Below are 19,287 nucleotides of genomic sequence, written 5' to 3'. Positions count from 1 at the left end.
GACTCGGGGCCATGTTGGAGACCTCCGCACGGCTCTTGCGTCTGCTCTCGCTGCTCCAGGCCCACCGCGAGTGGTCCGGTGCCGCCCTCGCCGACCGGCTCGGGGTCACGCCCCGCACCGTACGGCGGGACGTCGACCGGCTCCGCGAGCTCGGCTACCCGGTCAACGCGAGCCCCGGGACCGGCGGCGGGTATCAGCTGGGCGCCGGGGCCGAGCTGCCGCCGCTGCTCCTCGACGACGAGGAGGCCGTGGCGGTCGCCGTCGGTCTGCGCGCCGCCGCCGGGCAGGGGGTCGAGGGCATCGGCGAGAGCTCCGTACGTGCCCTGGCCAAGCTGGAGCAGGTGCTTCCGGGGCGGCTGCGGCGCCGGGTGAGCGCCCTGAACGCCTTCACCGTCCCGATGCTGCGCACTCCGCGCGAGCGGATCGACCCGGCCGTCCTCACCGAACTCGCCAACGCCTGCCGGGACACCGAGCGGGTGCGCTTCGAGTACCGGGACCACGGCGGGGCCACCACCCGCAGGAACGTCGAGCCGCACCGACTGGTCTGCAGCGAGCGGCGCTGGTACCTGGTCGCCTGGGACGTGGACCGGGCCGACTGGCGCACGTTCCGCGCCGACCGGATCGTGCCGACGCCGCCGCACGGGCCCCGCTTCCCGCCCCGCGAGCCGCCCGCCGAGGATCTGGCCGCGTACGTGGCGAAGGGCGTGTCCACCTCGGCGTACGCGACCGAGGCGACGATCCGGCTGCATGTGCCGCTCGCCGAGGCCGCCGCGGCCGTCGGCGCGGCCGACGGCGTCCTGACGGCGGACGGGGAGGACGCCTGCCTGCTCAGGACCGGGGCCCACAGCCTCGATGTGATGGTGATCCACGTGTCGCTGATCGGCTTCGAGTTCGAGGTGCTCGACCCGCCGGAGCTGGTCGACCGGGTGCGGGCGCTCAGGGACCTGTTGTCCCGGTCCCTCGACCGGTCGGCCTCCGTTCCGGCGGAGGGCTCGTGATCCGCATCCGCTCGTAGGCCGCGAACTCGGGGTGGTGCAGGTCGAAGGCCGGCGCCTCGGAGCGGATCCGGGGGACGGCGTCGAAGTTGTGCCGGGGCGGCGGGCAGGAGGTGGCCCACTCGAGGGAGCGGCCGAAGCCCCACGGGTCGTCGACCTCGACCTTCGGCCCGTACAGCGTGGTCCGCCACACGTTGTAGAGGAACGGCAGGGTGGACGCGCCGAGCAGGAAGGCGCCGATGGTGGAGACGGTGTTGAGGGCGGTGAAGCCGTCCGCCTCCAGGTAGTCGGCGTACCGCCGGGGCATGCCCTCCGCGCCGAGCCAGTGCTGCACCAGGAAGGTCAGGTGGAAGCCGATGAAGAGGGTCCAGAAGTGGACCTTCCCGAGCCGCTCGTCGAGCATCCGGCCGGTGAACTTGGGCCACCAGAAGGTGAAGCCGGCGAAGGTCGCGAAGACGACCGTGCCGAAGACCGTGTAGTGGAAGTGGGCGACCACGAAGTACGAGTCGGTGACCTGGAAGTCCATCGGCGGCGAGGCGAGGATCACCCCGGTGAGGCCGCCGAACAGGAACGACACCAGGAAGCCGACGCACCACAGCATCGGGGTCTCGAAGGAGAGCGAGCCCCGCAGCATCGTCCCGGTCCAGTTGAAGAACTTCACCCCGGTGGGCACCGCGATGAGGAACGAGAGCAGCGAGAAGAACGGCAGCAGCACCGCGCCCGTCGCGAACATGTGGTGGGCCCAGACGACCACCGACAGGCCGGTGATCGCCATGGTGGCGGCGATCAGCGTGGTGTACCCGAAGATCGGCTTGCGCGAGAAGACGGGGATGATCTCGCTGACGATCCCGAAGAACGGCAGCGCGATGATGTAGACCTCGGGGTGGCCGAAGAACCAGAAGAGGTGCTGCCAGAGCAGCGCGCCGCCGTTCTCGGGCTGGAAGACCACCGAGCCGAGGCGCCGGTCCGCCTCCAGGACGAGCAGGGCCGCGGCGAGCACGGGGAAGGCGACGATCACCAGGACCGCCGTGAAGAGCACGTTCCAGGTGAAGATCGGCATCCGGAACATGGTCATGCCGGGCGCCCGCATCCCGATGATGGTCGCGAGGAAGTTCACCGAGGTCAGGATGGTGCCGAAGCCGGAGAGCGCGAGCCCCACGATCCACAGGTCGACGCCGACGCCGGGGGACCGTTCCAGGCTGTTGAGCGGCGCGTAGGCGGTCCAGCCGAAGGCGGCCGGGCCGGACGGGGTGAGCAGCGAGCCGACCACCATCAGGCTGCCGAAGAGGAACAGCCAGTACGAGAACATGTTGAGGCGCGGGAAGGCGACGTCGGGCGAGCCGATCTGCAGCGGCACCAGCTCGTTGGCGAAGCCGGCGAAGGTCGGCGTGGCGAAGAGCAGCAGCATGATCGTGCCGTGCAGGGTGAAGGCCTGGTTGAACTCCTGGTTCGTGAGCAGCTGGAGTCCTGGGCGGGCCAGCTCGGCCCGCATGAGCATCGCCATCAGTCCGGCGATGAGGAAGAAGACGAACGCGGTCACCAGATAGAGGTGGCCGATCTTCTTGTGGTCGGTGGTGGTGAGCCAGTCGATCAGGATCCGGCCGTGCCGCTCGCGGCTCGATTCGACGGTCGCGGTCGCTGTCCCGTTGCCCATCCGCTGCCTCCGCTTCGCGGTCGTCCCGGCTCCGCGTCTCCGGGCGTTCGGACAGCGTAAGCATTGTGTAAGGGAAGAGTGAGCGGCTCGCGTGCGCGTCGCCGAGTCAATTCGGGACGAGCGGAGCGGGAAGAGCCGAATTACCCGCGTTCTATCGGTACTTCCGGGCCCTTGGTGCGAACTACCGGATGTCCTTCTGAATTACTGGAGAAACGGCCGGAATCCATGCCGCGGAGTGACGTGGATCATGCCAAACATATGTCGAGAACTTGTGACACAAGCGTGACCGCCAAGGGACTAACGTGAGGGTCATGGCACCCACTTCGCGCACTCCCGAACCGCCCCGCGACGCCCCCGAGTCCTATGTGGGCCTCGACGCGGAAGGCGCCGCACGGCTCGCCAGGACGCGGGGCTGGAGCACCGTGAGGTCGCTCCCGCCCGGCTCGATCATCACGATGGAGTACCTCGCCGGACGCATCAACTTCGAGGTCGAGGGCGGCACGGTCACCCGCTGCTGGCTCGGCTGAGAAACCGGCGCCGGCGCACCGGGCGCGCCCGGTGTGTCCGTACCCGGGCATACGGAAGGGCCCCGGGCACATGAAAGGGCCGGACATACGGAAGGGCCGGGCATACGGAACGGCACGGCATACGGAAGGCCCCCGGCATACGGAAGGCCCCCGGCATACGGAAGGCCCCCGGCATACGGAAGGGCCCCGGCCGATCCATCGGCCGGGGCCCTTCCGTCTGCGTGGGGGCGGGTGCTCGCGGTCAGCCGCGGGTCGCCGGGGCGCGGCCGCCGGCCACTCCCGTGCGGGCCGCCGGAGCGCGGCCACCGGCCACTCCGGCCGGCCTGCGGACCGGCTCCTCGGCTCCGGGCGGACGCTGCGGGAAGTACCCCGGACGGGGTCCTCCGGAGGCCACGGGCAGCGAGGGAACCAGACGGCGACGGTCCCGCAGCCGGTCCCGTACCCGGTCGCGCAGGGCGAGGATCCACGACTCCGCCACGGCGAGGACCGGCTCGCACCAGGGCAGGGCGAGCAGGATCAGCAGTCCGGCGGCCCAGCCCAGGAGGACGTCGCTCAGCCAGTGCGTGCCCAGATAGACCGTGGTGAGCCCGACGCCGAGCGCGACCACGGCGGAGAGCGCCGACAGGTAGCGCCTGGCCCTCGGGGTGGTCGCCAGATAGGCGAGGATGCCCCAGGTCACGACCGCGTTGGCGGTGTGACCCGAGGGGAATATGTCGCCGCCCGCGAAGAGCTCGGCGGAGCCGACCTCGGTCGCGTAGTGGGGTCCGAGACGACCGAGCCCGAGCTTGACCGCGCCAACCGTGACGTTGAGCAGCAGGAGGGCGGCGCCCAGGCAGAGCAGGGGTCGCAGGGTGTGCTGGCGCCAGGAGCGCCAGCCCAGCCAGGCGGCCACCATGACGGCCGTGGGGCCGCGCTGGCCGAGGACGACGTAGTAGTCGAGGAAGCCGTGGATCTCCGGCCACTGCTGGTAGGGCCGGAAGAGCATGATCTTCCAGTCGAGGGTCACCAGCCACGTCGAGAGCAGCACGGCGACGACCATGGCGAGATAGAACGCCGACGTCCCGCCGAAGAGGGCGAGACGCGTGCGGGTCATCCGCGGGACCTCTATCTTCGGCGGTTCCGGCTCCCGGTCCAGCCGGGCAAAGATGTCGGTACGCACCCAATCGACGTTACAGGGAGTGAGAAGCAGACCCGGTCGTTCCGGTCTGTTCGTGATGTTGATGTGATGTGGAGTAGGTCTCAGTCGGTGGCCAATTCCAGGCATCCGTCGGGAAATCCGATGACCTTCCGCCTTATTGTCGCGCAGTCGTTTCCGGAAGAGTGTTTGAACGTACGGGAATTGCATCAAACAGGTGTCCGTACGGAATTCCATGCGACGCACGGGCCGCCCCGAGTGGCGTACGCCACACCGCGCGGCCCGCCGGGGTGAGAGCTGCACCACGCGCTCGGGCCTTGAACTCGCGTACGCTGACGGCTCACTCGCCCGTCGATGCCGGGCCGCCCCAGGGGCATAAGCCCTGGTCGGGGCCCGCCGAGCGCGAGAGCTTCACTGGGAGGTACGTACATGTCGCGGACGAACACGGCCCCAGCACGACCGCGTGCCGCAGCCGACGGCGGAGCCAACCGCTGGGTCGTCCTCGTCGTCCTCTGCGTCAGCCTTCTCGTGGTCGCCCTCGACGCGACCATCCTCCATGTCGCGATCCCCTCGCTCACCGAGGACCTGCACCCCAGCTCCACCTCGCTGCTCTGGATCGTCGACGCCTACCCGCTGATCTGCGCCTCGCTCCTGATCCTCTTCGGCACCCTCGGGGACCGGGTCGGACGGCGCAGAATCCTGCTCCTCGGATACGCGCTGTTCGGCATCGCCTCGGCGGTCGCCGCGCTCGCCACCGAACCCTCGGTCCTCATCGGGGCCCGGGTGCTCCTCGGCGTCGGCGGCGCCATGATCATGCCCGCCACGCTCTCCATCCTCCGGGCGGTCTTCCCCGACCGGCGGGAGCGCGCCACCGCCATCGGGATCTGGACGGCGGTCGCCGCGATAGGTGCGGCCACCGGGCCCGTGCTCGGCGGCTTCCTCGTCGAGCACTACTGGTGGGGCTCCGTCTTCCTCATCAACATTCCGCTGATGGCGCTGATCCTGCCGCTCGGCCGCCGCCTCCTCCCCGAGTCCCGGGGAGCCGCCGACGGACCCTGGGACGTCCTCGGCGCGCTCATGGCCGCCGCCGGCGTGCTCGGCTGCGTCCTCGGGGTCAAGCGCGCCGGCGCCGGCGAACCGCTCCTCGCGCTCCCGACCGCCGGGCCGCTGCTGCTCGGCGCCGCGCTCCTCGTCCTCTTCGTACGGCGCCAGCGGCGACGGCCCCACCCGCTGATCGACATGCGGCTCTTCTCCCGCGCCGCCTTCACGACCTCGGTCGGCTGCATCGTGCTCGCGATGCTGGCCCTGGTCGGCCTGCAGCTCATCGCCGTCCAGTACCTCCAGCTGGTGCTCGGCCTCAGCCCGCTGGAGACCGGGCTGCGGCTGCTGCCGCTCACCTTCGCCGCGATGGCCGCCGGCGCCACCGGCTCGTACACCCTGCGCAGGATCGGACCGCGCCGGATGGTCGGCTGGGGCTTCGTCCTCACCGCCGCCGCCGTGCTGCTGCTCACCTTCATGGGGCAGCACGACCGGCCGCCGCTGCTCACGGTGGGCTTCGTGCTGCTCGGTTTCGGCCTGCAGACCACGCTCTTCTCGGCGTACGAGTCGATGCTCAGCGAGGCGCCGCAGCGGAGCGCGGGCGCCGCGGCCTCGATCGGCGAGACCTCGTACCAGCTCGGCGCGGGCATGGGCACGGCCCTGCTCGGCAGCGTGATGAACGCGGCGTACGCCCCCGGGCTCGCCGCCATCCCCGGAGTGCCCGCGGAGGCGAGCCGGGCCGCCGCGAACTCGCTCGGCGAGGCCTATCAGGTCGCCGACCAGCTCGGCGGCGCGGCCGGCGGCGCGCTGCACCAGGCCGCCCGGCACGCCTTCGTGAACGGACTGCACATCACGCTCTTCGTGAGCGCGGGGCTGCTGCTGCTCGGCGCGGCGATGGCCCGGCGCCTGCCCCGGGTGATGGAGTGCCCGGTGGATCCGGAGGAGACGATGTCCGCCGGTGTCCCGGAGGCGGAGCGGCCGGTGGTGTCGAAGCCGGCTCTGTCCGAGACGGCCGGGTCCGAGCCCGTCCGGTCCGCGGCGGTGCCGTCGAAGCCGACGGGGGCCGTGCGGTCCTCGGAGTCGTCCGGGGCACGGGAGCTCGCCGACCCGTCCGAGCCGCGGGTGCCCGCGACCCGGGAAGCGATCGAGCCCGCCGGCTCGGGGCGTCCCGTGCACTGACCCGATCCCTCGGGGGGTGCCCGGTCGGCCGGCGGACCCGCTCAGCTCTGGTTGAAGAAACCGTCCTGCTGGCGCCGACCCGTCTCACCGGTGACGATCTGGGTGTCGGCGGGGGTCAGCAGGAAGACCCGCGTCGCCACGCGCTCGATCGAACCGCGCAGACCGAAGGCGAGACCGGCGGCGAAGTCGACCACGCGCTTGGCGTCGTTCGGCTCCATCGCGGTCAGGTTCACGATCACCGGAACACCGTCCCGGAAGAGCTCGCCGATGCCCCGGGCGTCCCGGAAGCCGTCGGGGGAGACGGTGGCGATCCGCCGGCCCCGGTCCTCGGCGGTGTCCGTGGCCACCCGGACCCGGGGGTCCGTCACCCAGGCGTCGCCGCCTTCGGCACCGTCGGCGTACTCGTCGTCGTAGTAACGCTCGTCGTTGTCCTCGACGAGTCCCAGCCAGGCACTCGCCTTGCGCACCGATCCCATGGACGCCTCCTTTCACGCGGTCACTTGTGGTTCCGCAATCCCTATCGTCCTTCATGATGCGGATCGCGCGCCAAGTGGATAGTCGGCGCGCAGGGGATTCGTGACGGTACTGGTGCAGAACGTGAGCACGGTTTCCTGGCGATTCGTCAGGAAACTTGCGGTATGCGGGGCCTGAGGGAGGGCCATGTAGCTGAAAATATGAAAGTCGGGCCACAAGGGTGACGATGGGCGCGTACGGGTGAACGGACCCGCTCGCTACGATGCCGCGAGGCCGTCCGGCGGTCCATAGCCCGGCCCAGATTCACGACTCACGGGGGAGTCCATGTTCGGAATCGTCAGACCCTGCACCCACCGGCTCACCGATGGGCTCAAGACCGAGTGGATGGCCCATCTCTGCGGTCTCTGCCTGGCACTTCGCGCCGACCACGGCCAGTTCGCCCGGGTCGTCACCAACTACGACGGGCTCATCGTCTCGGTCCTGACGGAGGCTCAGACCGGCGTCACGGCGGCGGGCCGTCGCACGGCCGGGCCCTGCGCGCTGCGCGCCATGCGGACCGCCCCCGTGGCCAGGGGCGAGGGCGCCCGGCTCGCCGCCGCCGTCTCGCTGGTCCTCGCCTCGGCGAAGGTACGGGACCACGTCGCCGACCGGGACGGGCTGTTGGCCCGGCGGCCCGCCGCCGCCGCGGCCCGCCGTGTCGCCCGCTCCTGGGACAAGGCGGGGGCCAGGACCGGCCGCGCCCTCGGTTTCGACACCGCCGTCCTCGTCGACGCCGTCGACCGCCAGACCGGGATCGAGGCCCTCGCCGGACCCGGCACCTCCCTGCTCACCGTCACCGAACCGACCGAGACCGCGACCGCGGCCGCCTTCGCGCACACCGCCGTCCTCGCCGGGCGGCCCGGGAACGCGGAGCCGCTCGCCGAGGCGGGCCGGCTCTTCGGCCGCCTCGCCCACCTCCTCGACGCCGTCGAGGACCAGACCGCCGACGCGGAGAAGGGCGCCTGGAACCCGCTCACCGCGACCGGCACCTCCCGCGAGGAGGCCCGCCGGCTCGCCGACGACGCCCTGCACGGCATCCGCCTCGCGCTGAAGGACGCCGAGTTCGCCGACGACAGGCTGGCGCACGTCCTGCTCGCCCACGAGCTCCGCACCTCGGTGGACCGCGCCTTCGGCACGACGACCTGCGCGCACGGGGCGCCGGGGGCGGGGCAGGGGCCGGGGTACGGCCAGGGCCAGGGGCCGGTGCCGGGCAATCCGTACGCGGGCGGGGCGCCGGGCCCGTACCAGCCCTACGGCGGTGGCGGGAACCCGTACGGCGGCGGACCGGGCGGCCCGGGTGGCGCCGGCGGCCCCGGCGGGCCCGGGGGGCTGCCGCCGCAGTTCGGCGGCGGCGCCCCGCAGGCACCCAAGCCGCGCGGCTTCCTCGCCGGGTGCGCCATGTTCACCTGGCTCTTCTGCACCTGCCAGATCTGCTGTGCCAAGGAGTACGAGGGCCCCTGGTCCCGCAAGAAGCGCGAGGGCTGCTGCCGGGACTGCGACTGCGACCCCGGCTGCGGCAACTGCGACTGCTGCTGCCCCTGCGACGGCTGCTGACGGACCGTCGGTCCACCCGGAGCCCCTCCCGCCGGAGCCCTCGCCACCGGAGCCCAGCCCGCTACTTCTTCGGTGCCGGGAGCTCCGGCGGGGAGATCTGCGACGTGGCGATGCCCGACCCCGTCACGCCCCACTTCTTCAGGATCCTGTCGTACGTCCCGTCCGCCTTCAGACCGTTCACCGCGGCCTGGAAGGCGGGCGCGAGCGGCGTGCCCTTCTTGAAGGCGAAGCCGACGTCGAGCCGTCGGTACTCGTTGAGGAACTTCACGTTCTTCTGCTGCGTCACCGCGTACCGCACCCCGTTGATCGTGTTCATCACGACATCGCTGCGGCCCTGCTGGAGCGACATCCAGATCGCCCCGGTCTCGCTGTAGACGTTCACCTCGTACGGCTTCTCGCCCGCCTCCGCGCACCGGCCCTTGTTCTGCTCCAGGGTCCGTTCGAAGGTGGTGCCCGCATTCACGGCCACCTTCAGACCGCACAGCTGCGTGAGGTCGGTGACCGCCTTCAGCGGGCTGTCCGCGCGGCTCGCGAAGCCCTGACCGTCGTTGATGTAGGTCACGAAGTCGATGGCCTTGCGCCGCTCCTCGGTCACGCCGAAGTTCCCGGTGCCGACGTCGTACTTGCCGCTGCCGAGCGCCGGCAGGATCGCCTCGAACCCGACCACCTCGCGCTTGAGCTCCAGACCGAGGGCCTTCGCCACGGCCGCGGCGAAGTCGGCGTCGACCCCCACGACGGTCCTGCCGTCGGGCAGATACGCCGAGCTGGGCGGGGTGGCGACGGACGAGGCGATCGTGAAGCTGCCCCGCTGCCGTACGTCGGCGGGCAGCAGCTTCGCCGCCGCCTCGTTCCTCTTCACCGCCGACACCACGTCCTCGGTCGGGAGCGCGCCCTTCGCGGCCCCCGGCGCGCCCGAGGCACCGGCCGGGGCCGTCGCGGGATCGCCGCCCGCGCACGAGGTCAGGGTGAGGGTGGCGCCGGTGATCAGGGCGAAGACGAGGGCGGTGCGTGCGGTGCCGGGACGCGTGCGCGTGGTCATGGCTTCGGGTTCTCCAGGAATTTCTCGAACGGCAGCGGGCCGATCGACTCGGGATCGGCGGACACGTCGAAGAGCGGGCGGTAGCCGCTCGCCAGATAGAGGCCCCTGGCCTCCGGCTGGCGCGGTCCGGTCGTGAGATAGAGGCGGGAGTAGCCGCGGGCGGCGGCCTCCCGTTCGAGCACGGTCAGGACCCGGCGGGCGAGTCCGCGCCTGCGGTGCGCCGAGTGGGTCCAGATCCGCTTCAGTTCGGCGGTGTCGTCGTCGTAGCGGCGGTAGGCGCCGCCCGCCACGGGCCGGCCCTGCTCGAGGAGGAGCAGGAAGGCGCCGTGAGGCGGGGCGAACTCCTCCGCCGGGTAGCGGCTCAGATCGTGCGCGGAGCCGTACCGGGTCGTGTACTCGTGCGCCAGCTCGTCGAGGAGCGGGCGCGCCAGAGGATCGGTGGTCGTGGTCCGGTGCACGGACAACGCGAAGGTCATGAAGGTCCTTCAGGGCGAAGGAGGGCAGCCCTTCAGAACGAAGGAGGGCGGCGCGGCAGAGCGAGGGGAGGGGAGAGCTCAGGCACCACGAGGGGCCTGGATGTGAAGGCGCCGCGGAGAACAGCACGCGGACGGGGCGGAGCCGGAGGCCGGCTCACCGAGCAGAGGGTCGGCTCAACAGGAAGAGGACCACACGCGACCGAAGTCGATGTGGGAGCGCGTGACCAGCTGCTGCGAATGCATGGCCACAGTGGAACAGGCATCCGTTCCCGCGTCAACCACGATGAGACGTACAGCTCACAGTGCGGACACCCTTGACAGCGGGGCCTGTTGACCGCAAGCCTCGAAGGGCGGATCGGGCTGAGGGGCCCGGTTCCGTGCTCATCGCGTGTGAAGGCGCACCCCGTGTTCGATCCGCCTCTGGCATCCACGGAGTCTTCGTATGTCCGCGACCCTGGTCAAAACCCCCTCCACGGCCCCACCGGCCGAACCACCGCCCCGCATCGTCCCCGCCCGCCGCGCCGGGCAGTGGACCGCCGCGGTCCTCGTCCTCGTCCTGCTCGCCCTCGGCCTGGTCTCGGTCGTCCGCAACAAGGCCTTCCAGTGGGACGTGGTCGCCGAGTACTTCACCTCCGCGTCCGTCCTGCGCGGACTGGGCCTCACCCTGTGGCTGACCGCCCTCGTCATGGCGCTCGGCTTCGTCCTCGGCACCCTGCTCGCCGTGCTCAGGCTCTCCGCCAACCCCGTGCTCCGCGCGGTGAGCTGGGGGTACGTGTGGTTCTTCCGGTCCACCCCGATCCTGGTCCAGCTGCTCTTCTGGTTCAACATCGGCGCGCTCTACCCGCAGATCCTCGGCGTCAGCACGGTCAACCTCCTCGGCCCCGTGTCCGTCGCCGTCATCGGCCTCACCCTGCACGAGGCCGCCTACGCCGCCGAGGTGGTGCGCGGCGGCATCCTCTCCGTGGACCGCGGCCAGCTCGAGGCCGCCCAGTCCCTCGGCCTCGGCCGGTGGCGCCGGCTCTCCCGGATCGTGCTGCCGCAGGCCATGCGGGCGATCGTCCCGCCGGCCGGGAACATGCTGATCGGCACCCTCAAGGGCACCTCGATCGTCTCCGTGATCGCCGTCCAGGACCTGCTCTACTCGACCCAGCTCGTCTACCACCGCACGTACGAGATCATCCCGCTGCTGCTCGTGGCCACGCTCTGGTACGTCGCGGTCACCTCCGTCCTCAGCCTCGGCCAGCACTACGTCGAGCGCCACTACGCCCGCGGTACGGGGGGTGCGCGATGAGCACGCACCCCTCGACGCGCTCGATCGTGATCGTGGGCGCCGGGCCGCGGGGGACCGGCTTCCTCGAACGGCTCGCCGCCAACCTGCCCGAGCTGTACGGCGACCGCCCCCTCGACCTCCATCTCGTCGACCCGCACCCGCCGGGCCCCGGCCGCATCTGGCGCACCGCGCAGTCCCCGCTGCTCTGGATGAACTCCCGGGCCGAGGACGTCACCATGTTCACCGACGAGACCGTGGACCTGGCGGGCCCCGTCCGCCCCGGCCCCACCGTCGCCGAATGGGCCGGCATCGAGGGCCGGACCTTCCCCACCCGCCCCCAGCAGGGTGCCTATCTGCGCTGGGTGTTCGAGCGGGCCCGGGCCGCGCTGCCCGCCTCCGTCTCCGTCCACGAGCACCGCACCACCGCCCTGCGGATCGGCGGCCCGCGCGAGGGACGCCAGCGGGTCTGGCTGGAGGGCTCCGCCGCGCCCCTCCTCGCCGACCTCGTCGTCCTCACCGTCGGCCACCTCGACGCCGAACCCGACCCGGAGCAGCGGGCCCTCGCCGGCTTCGCCGCCCGCCACGGCCTCGTCCACCTGCCGCCCGACTTCACCGCCGACACCGACCTGACCGCCCTGCCCGCCGGCGAGGCCGTCCTCGTCCGCGGCTTCGGGCTCGCCTTCGTCGACCTGATGGTGCTGCTCACCGAGGGCCGCGGCGGACGGTACGAGGGCGAGGGCGACGCGCTGGTCTACGTGCCCTCCGGCAAGGAACCGGTGCTGCACGTCGGATCGCGCCGGGGCGTCCCGTACCACTCGAAGATCGGTTACGCCCTCGACGGCGAACGGCCCCCGCTGCCCCGCTTCTTCGGCCCCGAGCAGACCGACGCCCTGCTGCGGAGGACCGGAACGATCGACTTCCGGCGCGATGTGTGGCCGCTGGTCGACAAGGAGCTCGGCTGGGCCCACTACCACCGGCTCTTCTCCACCCACCCCGAGCGCACCACGCTCGGGTGGGGAGACTTCGAGCGGGCCTACGCGGCGGCGCCGCCGCGCGGGGCCGAACTCGCCGCCGTCGTCGCCGCGGCCGTCCCCGACCCGGCCGACCGGCTCGACCTTGACGCCCTCGACCACCCCCTGGACGGCATCCGCTTCGCCTCGAAGGAAGCCCTCCAGCACGGTCTGCGCGACTACGTCACCGACGACCTGACCCGCCGTCACGACCCCGCCCACAGCTCCGACGCCGCCGTCTTCGCCGGCCTGCTCTCCGTCTACGGACAACTCCTCCGGCTCGGAAACCGCATCGACACCGGCGACTGGTGGCACGGCTTCTTCAGCTACCTCGCCTCCGGGCCGCCCGGCCCCCGGCTGCGCCAGCTCCTCGCCCTCTCCCGCGCCGGCGTCGTCCGCTTCCTCGGCCCCCAGGTCACCGTCGAGGCCGACGAGGAGCGCGGCGTCTTCCGGGCCGCTTCCACCGCCGTACCCGGCGAGTGGACCGAGGCACGCGCCCTGGTCGAGGCCCGGCTCCCCGACCCCACCCTCGAACTCACCAGCAGCCCGCTCCTGCGCGCCCTGCACGAGGAGGGCGCCCGGGCCACCGCCAGCGGCCTCCTCGTCGTCGACCCCGTCGACGGCCGGGTCCTCGAGTTCGACGGACGTCCGCACCCGCGCCGCTTCGCACTCGGTCCGCACACCACCGCGCGGACCGACAGCGCCTTCACCCGGCCCCGCACCGGCGGGGTCGCCTTCCGGCAGAACGACGTCACCGCGCGGGCGGCGCTGACGTTCCTGCGCGACCGGGCGTGTCGGCTCCCGGCCCCGCTGAGCGCCTGATCCCCCTCTCCCGTCCCGCCGCCCGACCCCTTTCCGAGGAACCGCCATGTCTCTCACCAGCGATCCGCCCGCCACCAGAGCCGTCGTGAAGGAACCGGTGGTGGGACCCGAGCTCGTGGTCGTCCCCGTGCGGCACCCCTGGCGCTGGGTGGCCGTCGCCGTCACCGCCGTCCTGCTCATCCAGTTCGTCCACGGGCTCGTCACCAACCCCGGCTGGGAGTGGGACGTCTTCGCCGCGTTCTTCACCACCCAGACGGTCCTCCGGGCCGTCTGGGTCACCCTCCAGCTCACCTTCTACGGCACCGCCCTCGGCTTCGCGATCGGCATCGTGCTCGCCTTCATGCGCCTGTCGGCCAGCCCGTTCCTGCGGTCCGTCGCCTTCGGCTACATCTGGGCCTTCCGCTCGATCCCGCTCATCGTCCAGCTGCTCTTCTGGTTCAACCTCGCCTATCTCTACAAGGAGCTGAGCATCGGCATCCCCTTCGGGCCGAGCTTCCTCTCCTTCGACACGATGGGCCTGGTCGGCGAGATGAGCGCCGCCGTCCTCGGGCTCGCCCTGCACCAGGCGGCCTACGCGGCGGAGATCGTCCGCGGCGGTGTACTCGCCGTGGACGAGGGCCAGTTGCAGGCCGCTGCCTCCCTCGGCATCCCGCGGCTCCGGCAGGTGCGGCGGATCGTCCTGCCGCAGGCGATGCGCTCGATCCTGCCCAACGCCGCCAACGAGATCATCTCGCTCTTCAAGGGCACCTCGATCGTCTCCGTCATGGCGATCGGCGAACTCTTCTACCAGGTCCAGGTCGTCTACGGCCGCAACGGACGGGTCGTCCCGCTCCTGATGGTCGCCACCGCCTGGTACGTCCTGCTCACCACCGCGCTCTCCGTCGTCCAGCACTACGTCGAACGCCACTACGCGAAGGGGAGCGTCCGATGAGCTCCGTCACCGTCGACCCGCCCGCCGAAGCCCGGGCCGCCACCACCGCCAAGGTCGAGATCCGGGCCGTGCACAAGAACTTCGGCCCCCTCCACGTCCTGCGCGGCATCGACCTCGACGTCCGCGCCGGCGAGGTCACCGTCGTCCTCGGCCCCTCGGGCTCCGGCAAGTCCACCCTCCTGCGGACCATCAACCACCTGGAGAAGGTCGACAGCGGCACCGTCAGCGTCGACGGCACCCTCGTCGGCTACCGCCGCTCCGGCAACAAGCTCTACGAGCTGCGCGAGCGGGACATCCTCAAGCAGCGCACCCGGATCGGCTTCGTCTTCCAGAACTTCCACCTCTTCCCGCACCTCACCGTCCTGGAGAACATCGTCGAGGCCCCCGTCTCGGCCCTGAAGCGCCCCCGCAAGGAGGCCGAGGTCGCGGCCCGGACGCTGCTCGAACGCGTCGGACTCGCCGACAAGGCGGAGGCGTACCCCAAACAGCTCTCCGGCGGACAGCAGCAGCGGGTCGCCATCGCCCGCGCGCTCGCCCTCGAACCCGGCCTGCTCCTCTTCGACGAGCCGACCTCCGCGCTCGATCCCGAGCTGGTCGGCGAGGTCCTCGACGTCATCAAGGACCTGGCCGCCTCCGGCACCACCATGATCGTCGTCACCCATGAGATCGGCTTCGCCCGCGAGGTCGCCGACACCGTGGTCTTCATGGACGAGGGCCGGATCGTCGAACAGGGGCCGCCGGCCGAGGTGCTCGACAGCCCCCGCCACGAACGCACCCGCGTCTTCCTCTCCAAGGTCCTCTGACCAACCCACCCCTTCCCTCTCAGGAGTACTGCCATGAAGACCCGTCGCACCGTCCTCGCCGCCCTCGCCTCGCTCACCGCCCTCGGCGTCCTCACCGCCTGCGGCTCGGGTGACGCCGCCCTCGACGCGGCCAAGCCCGAGGCGAAGAAGGCCGCCAACGGCATCAACCTCAGCCCCGAGCAGAACCGCGTCCACACCCCCAAGGTCGACGCACTCGCCGCGAAGCTGCCCGAGGCCGTCCGCAAGAGAGGCACCCTGATCCTCGGCGTCTCCGCGACGAGCAATCCGCCGCTCGCCTTCCACGCCACCGACGACAAGACGCTGATCGGCGTCGAACTCGACCTCGCGACCCTGGTCGCCGACGCCCTCGGTCTGAAGCCCGAGTTCAACCCGGTGTCCTGGGAGAACCTCTTCGTCGGCCTCGACAGCGGCAAGTACGACGCCGTCTTCTCCAACGTCACCGTCACCGAGGAGCGCAAGGACAAGTACGACTTCGCCACCTACCGCCTGGACGACCTCGCCTTCGAGGCGAAGAAGGGCTCCGGCTGGACGGTCAAGGGCCCCGAGGACGTGGCGGGCAAGGCGATCGCCGTCGGCTCCGGCACCAACCAGGAGAAGATCCTCGTCGACTGGTCCGCGCAGAACGAGAAGGCCGGCCGCAAGCCGGTCGACATCAAGTACTACCAGAACACCTCGGACTACTACCTGGCGCTCCAGTCCGGCCGGATCGACGGCTACCTCGGGCCCAACCCCGTCGCCGCCTACCACGTGCTCTCCGCCGGACAGACCGAGATCGTCGGCAAGTTCTCCGGCGCGGGCGCCGGACTCCAGGGCAAGATCGCGGCCACCACGAAGAAGGACAGCGGACTCGTCGCCGCCTACGCCGCCGCGATCGACCACATCGTCGAGAACGGCACCTACGCCCAGGTCCTCAAGCGCTGGGGCCTCGACAGCGAGTCCGTGACGAAGTCGGAGATCAACCCGCCCGGACTGCCCCGCACCAAGAACTGACCGCGCTCCGTCCGCTCCACGTCGCTTCGAGAGAGACCGCATGACCAGCAGCCGAACGCTCCACCTCGCCGCCGAACTCGACCCGGGCGCCGGTGACTCCCCGGGCCCCCTCGCCTCCGCCGCCGCCCGTACCACCGCACCCGCCGTCGCCGGCACCGCCGCCCGTACCGTCGCGCTCGCCCGGCTCGCCGAGGCCGCCGCGCTCGACTTCCTCACCCACGACGACTCCTTCACCCGGCCCGGACTCGACGCGCTCGCCGTCCTGGCCCGGGTCGCCCCCGAGACCCGCTCCATCGGCCTCGTGCCGACGGTGACCACCACCCACACCGAGCCCTTCCACGTCCAGGCCGCCGTCGCCACCCTCGACTGGGTCAGCCGGGGCCGGGCGGGCTGGCGGATCGCGGTCTCCCCGACCGGGGCCGAGGCCAGGATCTTCGGCCGCCGGCCGGTCCCGCCCACCGCCGAGCTCTGGCAGGAGGCGGGCGAGGTCGCCGAGGCCTCCCGCAAACTGTGGGACAGCTGGGAGGACGACGCCGAGATACGGGACGTGGTGACCGGGCGGTTCGTCGACCGCCGCAAGCTGCACCACGTGAACTTCCAGGGCGCGACCTTCTCGGTCAGGGGCCCCTCGATCGTCCCCCGGCCCCCGCAGGGCAACCCGGTGACCGTCGTCGACGCCACCCGCCCCGCCGCCCGCGACACCGCAGCCCACCATGCCGACGTGGCCCTGATCAGGGCCTCCTCAGCCGAGGAGGCCGCCGCCCTCCGCGCCGAACTGCGGCAGGGGGCCCGCGCCCACGGCCGGGACCCCGGACAGCTGCGCGTCCTGCTCTCGGCGACCGTCGACCTCGACGCGTACGAGGGCGGGCCCGGGGCGCTCGCCGAACTGATCGCGGGCTGGCACGGCGGCGGCGCCATCGACGGCTTCCACCTCGTGCCGGCCGTGCCCGAGCGGGACCTGGAGCGGTTCACCGCCGGCACCGTCACCCGGCTGCGCGACCGCGGGCTCTTCCGTACGGCCTACGAGGGCGCCACCCTCCGCGACCACCTGGGGCTCGCCCGCCCCGTCAGCCAGTACGCCACCGAAGCACGGGTGACGACGGGAGCACGCGCATGAGCACGACTCCGGGCCGGAAGCAGATCCATCTCGCCGCGCACTTCCCCGGCGTCAACTCCACCACCGTCTGGGCCGATCCGCGCTCCGGCTCGCAGATCGACTTCTCCTCCTTCGAGCATCTCGCCAGGACCGCGGAGCGCGGCCTCTTCGACTTCTTCTTCCTGGCCGAGGGGCTGCGGCTGCGCGAGCACAACGGCCGCATCCACGACCTCGACGTCGTCGGCCGGCCCGAGTCGATCACCGTCCTGAACGCGCTCGCCGCCGTCACCGACCGGCTCGGCCTGGCCGGTACGGTCAACGCCACCTTCAACGAGCCGTACGAACTGGCCCGGCGGCTCGCCTCGCTCGACCACCTCAGCGCGGGCCGGGCCGCCTGGAACGTCGTCACCTCATCGGACGCCTTCACCGGCGAGAACTTCCGGCGCGGCGGCTACCTGGACCGGGCCGACCGGTACACCCGGGCCGCCGAGTTCCTCGCCACGGCCCGGGAGCTGTGGGACTCCTGGACCCCGGAGGGCCGGCAGCGGCCCTTCGTCCACAGCGGGCCGCAGTTCGGGATCGAGGGCGAGTTCACCGTCCCGCGCTCCCCGCAGGGGCACCCGGTCGTCATCCAGGCCGGTGACTCCGCCGAGGGCCGGGAGTTCGCGGCCTCGGCCGCCGACGTGATCTTCACCCGGCACTCGACCCTGGAGGCCGGCCGGGAGTTCTACGCCGACGTCAAGGGGCGGCTCGCCCGGCACGGGCGGGAGCCCGGCGATCTGAAGATCATGCCCGGGGTGACGTACGTCCTCGGGGACACCGACGCCGAGGCGCAGGAGCACGCCGGGGAGATCCGCCGCCAGCAGGTCTCCCCGCAGAACGCGATCCTCGCCCTGGAGCAGATCTGGGGCCGCGACCTGTCCGGTTACGACCCGGACGGACCGCTCCCGGACGTCGACCCCGATCCGGACTCGACCCTGGTCCAGGGGCGGGTGCGGGTCGCCGACCCGGTCGGGGTGGCCAGGAAGTGGCGGGCGCTCTCCGAGGCCAAGGGCCTGTCGATCCGTCAGACGGTCGTCGAGTCCACGGGCCGGCAGTCCTTCGTCGGCAGCCCGGGGACGGTCGCGGCGGCCCTGGAGGAGTTCGTCGCCACGGACGCCGCCGACGGCTTCATCCTCGTCCCCCACCTCACCCCCGGCGGCCTCGACGACTTCGTCGACCGGGTCGTTCCGCTGCTCCAGGAGCGGGGGGTCTTCCGTACGGAGTACTCGGGCACGACGCTCCGGTCGCACCTCGGGCTTCCCGAGCCCGTATGGAAGGGTTGAGCACCATGAGCACGGACAACGACAGCGGCACGGGTACGGACGCGGGGGCCGACCCCCGGCAGGAGTGGCAGCACTGGCACGAGCAGCGGGAGGCCGCGGTCTCCTCCTCGTACGGTCCGCTCTCCCTCACGGGCACCCACTGGCTCTCGGACTTCCCGGAGGGGCGAATTCCGGCCGTTCCGGGGGAGTGGCGGGAGGACGGCGACGAGGTGCTCCTCAGTGCCCGCGCCGAGGACGGGATCACCGTCGACGGCAAGCCCTTCACCGGCACGGTCCGGCTCACCGCCGACCACGCCCCGATCCACGAGTCCCGCGTCGAGTCGGCGGGCCGGCGGATCGTGGTGCTGCGACGCGAAGGGCTCTGGGCCGTACGGGACTTCGACCCCGGCTCCGAGGCCCGTACCGCCTTCCGGGGCATCGAGGCCACCCCGTACGACGAGCGCTGGGTGGTGCCCGGAGTCTTCCGGCCGTACGAGCGGACGCGCAGCGTACGGGTGGAGAACGCCGACGGCCGCGAGCGCGGCCTCGGGCTCTCCGGCGAGCTGGTCTTCGAGCTGCACGGCGGCGAGCACACCCTCCAGGTGGCCGTCGAGGACGACGGCTCCCTGTGGGCGGTCTTCGCGGACGCCACCAGCGGCCGGGACAGCTACCGCTTCCGTTTCCTGCGCCCGGCGGCCCCGGCGGCGGACGGCTCGGTGACGGTCGACCTCAACCGCGCGCTGCTGCCGCCGTGCGCCTTCGCCGACCACTTCATCTGCCCGTTCCCGCCGCCGGGGAACACGCTCGACACCGCCGTCGCGGCGGGGGAGCGGCGGCTGGGCGCGGTCTGACCGGCCATGCTTCAACTCCTCCGAGGCGTCGGGTGGTTGAGGGCCGTACGGCCGAATCGCGCCCTTGCGGCGTGAAGTC

General features: G+C 71.8%; 17 protein-coding genes. 12 read left to right on the top strand and 5 right to left on the bottom strand.

Annotated features, from left to right (window positions below; genetic code table 11):
- Positions 1–11: 11 nt before the first annotated feature.
- On the top strand, positions 12–998 hold the full coding sequence (locus E0F75_RS14260; protein ID WP_187622874.1) for a YafY family protein: 987 nt from the start codon (positions 12–14) through the stop codon (positions 996–998).
- Here E0F75_RS14260 and ctaD read toward each other — a convergent pair.
- A complete protein-coding gene (gene ctaD / locus E0F75_RS14255; protein WP_187622873.1) occupies positions 937–2,649 on the bottom strand; it encodes a cytochrome c oxidase subunit I in 1,713 nt (570 codons plus the stop codon). The genes E0F75_RS14260 and ctaD overlap by 62 nt on opposite strands.
- Positions 2,650–2,960: 311 nt before the next feature.
- On the opposite strand from ctaD, the gene E0F75_RS14250 reads away from it, so the two are divergent.
- Entirely contained in the window at positions 2,961–3,176 is a 216-nt protein-coding gene (locus E0F75_RS14250) for an I78 family peptidase inhibitor (RefSeq protein WP_187622872.1), read from the top strand.
- A 241-nt stretch (positions 3,177–3,417) separates the two neighbouring features.
- Here the strand turns inward: E0F75_RS14250 and E0F75_RS14245 are convergent, their stop codons facing one another.
- On the bottom strand, positions 3,418–4,269 hold the full coding sequence (locus E0F75_RS14245; RefSeq protein ID WP_374115402.1) for a phosphatase PAP2 family protein: 852 nt from the start codon (positions 4,267–4,269) through the stop codon (positions 3,418–3,420).
- A gap of 471 nt (positions 4,270–4,740) precedes the next feature.
- On the opposite strand from E0F75_RS14245, the gene E0F75_RS14240 reads away from it, so the two are divergent.
- On the top strand, positions 4,741–6,528 hold the full coding sequence (locus E0F75_RS14240) for an MFS transporter (RefSeq protein WP_187622870.1): 1,788 nt from the start codon (positions 4,741–4,743) through the stop codon (positions 6,526–6,528).
- A gap of 41 nt (positions 6,529–6,569) precedes the next feature.
- Here the strand turns inward: E0F75_RS14240 and E0F75_RS14235 are convergent, their stop codons facing one another.
- On the bottom strand, positions 6,570–7,004 hold the full coding sequence (locus E0F75_RS14235; RefSeq protein WP_030315727.1) for a cell division protein SepF: 435 nt from the start codon (positions 7,002–7,004) through the stop codon (positions 6,570–6,572).
- Positions 7,005–7,326: 322 nt separating this feature from the next.
- Here E0F75_RS14235 and E0F75_RS14230 point away from each other — a divergent pair, with 322 nt between their 5' ends.
- The gene (locus E0F75_RS14230; protein ID WP_187622869.1) at positions 7,327–8,595 is read left to right on the top strand and encodes a DUF5685 family protein; all 1,269 of its coding nucleotides are present in this window, start codon (positions 7,327–7,329) and stop codon (positions 8,593–8,595) included.
- A 61-nt stretch (positions 8,596–8,656) separates the two neighbouring features.
- Here the strand turns inward: E0F75_RS14230 and E0F75_RS14225 are convergent, their stop codons facing one another.
- Entirely contained in the window at positions 8,657–9,634 is a 978-nt protein-coding gene (locus tag E0F75_RS14225) for an ABC transporter substrate-binding protein (protein WP_187622868.1), read from the bottom strand.
- Positions 9,631–10,110 carry a GNAT family N-acetyltransferase gene (locus E0F75_RS14220; RefSeq protein ID WP_187622867.1) on the bottom strand — a complete coding sequence of 160 codons (480 nt, stop codon included), beginning with the start codon at positions 10,108–10,110 and terminating at the stop codon, positions 9,631–9,633. Before E0F75_RS14220 ends, E0F75_RS14225 begins: the two co-directional genes overlap by 4 nt.
- A 442-nt stretch (positions 10,111–10,552) precedes the next feature.
- Here E0F75_RS14220 and E0F75_RS14215 point away from each other — a divergent pair, with 442 nt between their 5' ends.
- From E0F75_RS14215 to E0F75_RS14180, 8 genes are read left to right on the top strand one after another with little or no spacing between them, the layout of a single operon-like run.
- Positions 10,553–11,401, top strand: coding sequence for an amino acid ABC transporter permease (locus E0F75_RS14215; RefSeq protein ID WP_187622866.1), 849 nt, complete (start codon positions 10,553–10,555; stop codon positions 11,399–11,401).
- Complete coding sequence (locus E0F75_RS14210; protein WP_187622865.1) at positions 11,398–13,212, top strand: FAD/NAD(P)-binding domain-containing protein; 1,815 nt, start codon at positions 11,398–11,400, stop codon at positions 13,210–13,212. The genes E0F75_RS14215 and E0F75_RS14210 overlap by 4 nt, the downstream gene beginning before the upstream one ends.
- Positions 13,213–13,258: 46 nt before the next feature.
- The gene (locus E0F75_RS14205; protein WP_187622864.1) at positions 13,259–14,143 is read left to right on the top strand and encodes an amino acid ABC transporter permease; all 885 of its coding nucleotides are present in this window, start codon (positions 13,259–13,261) and stop codon (positions 14,141–14,143) included.
- A complete protein-coding gene (locus E0F75_RS14200) occupies positions 14,140–14,946 on the top strand; it encodes an amino acid ABC transporter ATP-binding protein (RefSeq protein WP_187622863.1) in 807 nt (268 codons plus the stop codon). The genes E0F75_RS14205 and E0F75_RS14200 overlap by 4 nt, the downstream gene beginning before the upstream one ends.
- Before the next feature lie 33 nt (positions 14,947–14,979).
- The gene (locus E0F75_RS14195) at positions 14,980–15,957 is read left to right on the top strand and encodes an ABC transporter substrate-binding protein (RefSeq protein WP_187622862.1); all 978 of its coding nucleotides are present in this window, start codon (positions 14,980–14,982) and stop codon (positions 15,955–15,957) included.
- Between the two features lie 40 nt (positions 15,958–15,997).
- Entirely contained in the window at positions 15,998–17,074 is a 1,077-nt protein-coding gene (locus tag E0F75_RS14190; protein ID WP_187622861.1) for an LLM class flavin-dependent oxidoreductase, read from the top strand.
- Positions 17,071–18,378, top strand: coding sequence for an NtaA/DmoA family FMN-dependent monooxygenase (locus tag E0F75_RS14185; protein ID WP_187622860.1), 1,308 nt, complete (start codon positions 17,071–17,073; stop codon positions 18,376–18,378). The genes E0F75_RS14190 and E0F75_RS14185 overlap by 4 nt, the downstream gene beginning before the upstream one ends.
- A 5-nt stretch (positions 18,379–18,383) precedes the next feature.
- The gene (locus E0F75_RS14180) at positions 18,384–19,208 is read left to right on the top strand and encodes a DUF1684 domain-containing protein (protein WP_187622859.1); all 825 of its coding nucleotides are present in this window, start codon (positions 18,384–18,386) and stop codon (positions 19,206–19,208) included.
- Positions 19,209–19,287 lie beyond the last annotated feature (79 nt).

The organism is Streptomyces sp. CB02980 (assembly GCF_014451325.2).
Taxonomy (GTDB): Bacteria; Actinomycetota; Actinomycetes; order Streptomycetales; family Streptomycetaceae; genus Streptomyces.
This window is presented reverse-complemented; position numbering and strand designations above follow the sequence as displayed.

Coding starts and splice junctions, on each gene's coding strand:
- E0F75_RS14210 (WP_187622865.1), top strand. CDS start 11,398: ATGAGCACGCACCCCTCGACGCGCTCGATCGTGATCGTGGGCGCCGGG.
- E0F75_RS14190 (WP_187622861.1), top strand. CDS start 15,998: ATGACCAGCAGCCGAACGCTCCACCTCGCCGCCGAACTCGACCCGGGC.
- ctaD (WP_187622873.1), bottom strand. CDS start 2,649: ATGGGCAACGGGACAGCGACCGCGACCGTCGAATCGAGCCGCGAGCGG.
- E0F75_RS14205 (WP_187622864.1), top strand. CDS start 13,259: ATGTCTCTCACCAGCGATCCGCCCGCCACCAGAGCCGTCGTGAAGGAA.
- E0F75_RS14240 (WP_187622870.1), top strand. CDS start 4,741: ATGTCGCGGACGAACACGGCCCCAGCACGACCGCGTGCCGCAGCCGAC.
- E0F75_RS14220 (WP_187622867.1), bottom strand. CDS start 10,110: ATGACCTTCGCGTTGTCCGTGCACCGGACCACGACCACCGATCCTCTG.
- E0F75_RS14245 (WP_374115402.1), bottom strand. CDS start 4,269: ATGACCCGCACGCGTCTCGCCCTCTTCGGCGGGACGTCGGCGTTCTAT.
- E0F75_RS14235 (WP_030315727.1), bottom strand. CDS start 7,004: ATGGGATCGGTGCGCAAGGCGAGTGCCTGGCTGGGACTCGTCGAGGAC.
- E0F75_RS14185 (WP_187622860.1), top strand. CDS start 17,071: ATGAGCACGACTCCGGGCCGGAAGCAGATCCATCTCGCCGCGCACTTC.
- E0F75_RS14180 (WP_187622859.1), top strand. CDS start 18,384: ATGAGCACGGACAACGACAGCGGCACGGGTACGGACGCGGGGGCCGAC.
- E0F75_RS14250 (WP_187622872.1), top strand. CDS start 2,961: ATGGCACCCACTTCGCGCACTCCCGAACCGCCCCGCGACGCCCCCGAG.
- E0F75_RS14230 (WP_187622869.1), top strand. CDS start 7,327: ATGTTCGGAATCGTCAGACCCTGCACCCACCGGCTCACCGATGGGCTC.
- E0F75_RS14215 (WP_187622866.1), top strand. CDS start 10,553: ATGTCCGCGACCCTGGTCAAAACCCCCTCCACGGCCCCACCGGCCGAA.
- E0F75_RS14200 (WP_187622863.1), top strand. CDS start 14,140: ATGAGCTCCGTCACCGTCGACCCGCCCGCCGAAGCCCGGGCCGCCACC.
- E0F75_RS14195 (WP_187622862.1), top strand. CDS start 14,980: ATGAAGACCCGTCGCACCGTCCTCGCCGCCCTCGCCTCGCTCACCGCC.
- E0F75_RS14225 (WP_187622868.1), bottom strand. CDS start 9,634: ATGACCACGCGCACGCGTCCCGGCACCGCACGCACCGCCCTCGTCTTC.
- E0F75_RS14260 (WP_187622874.1), top strand. CDS start 12: ATGTTGGAGACCTCCGCACGGCTCTTGCGTCTGCTCTCGCTGCTCCAG.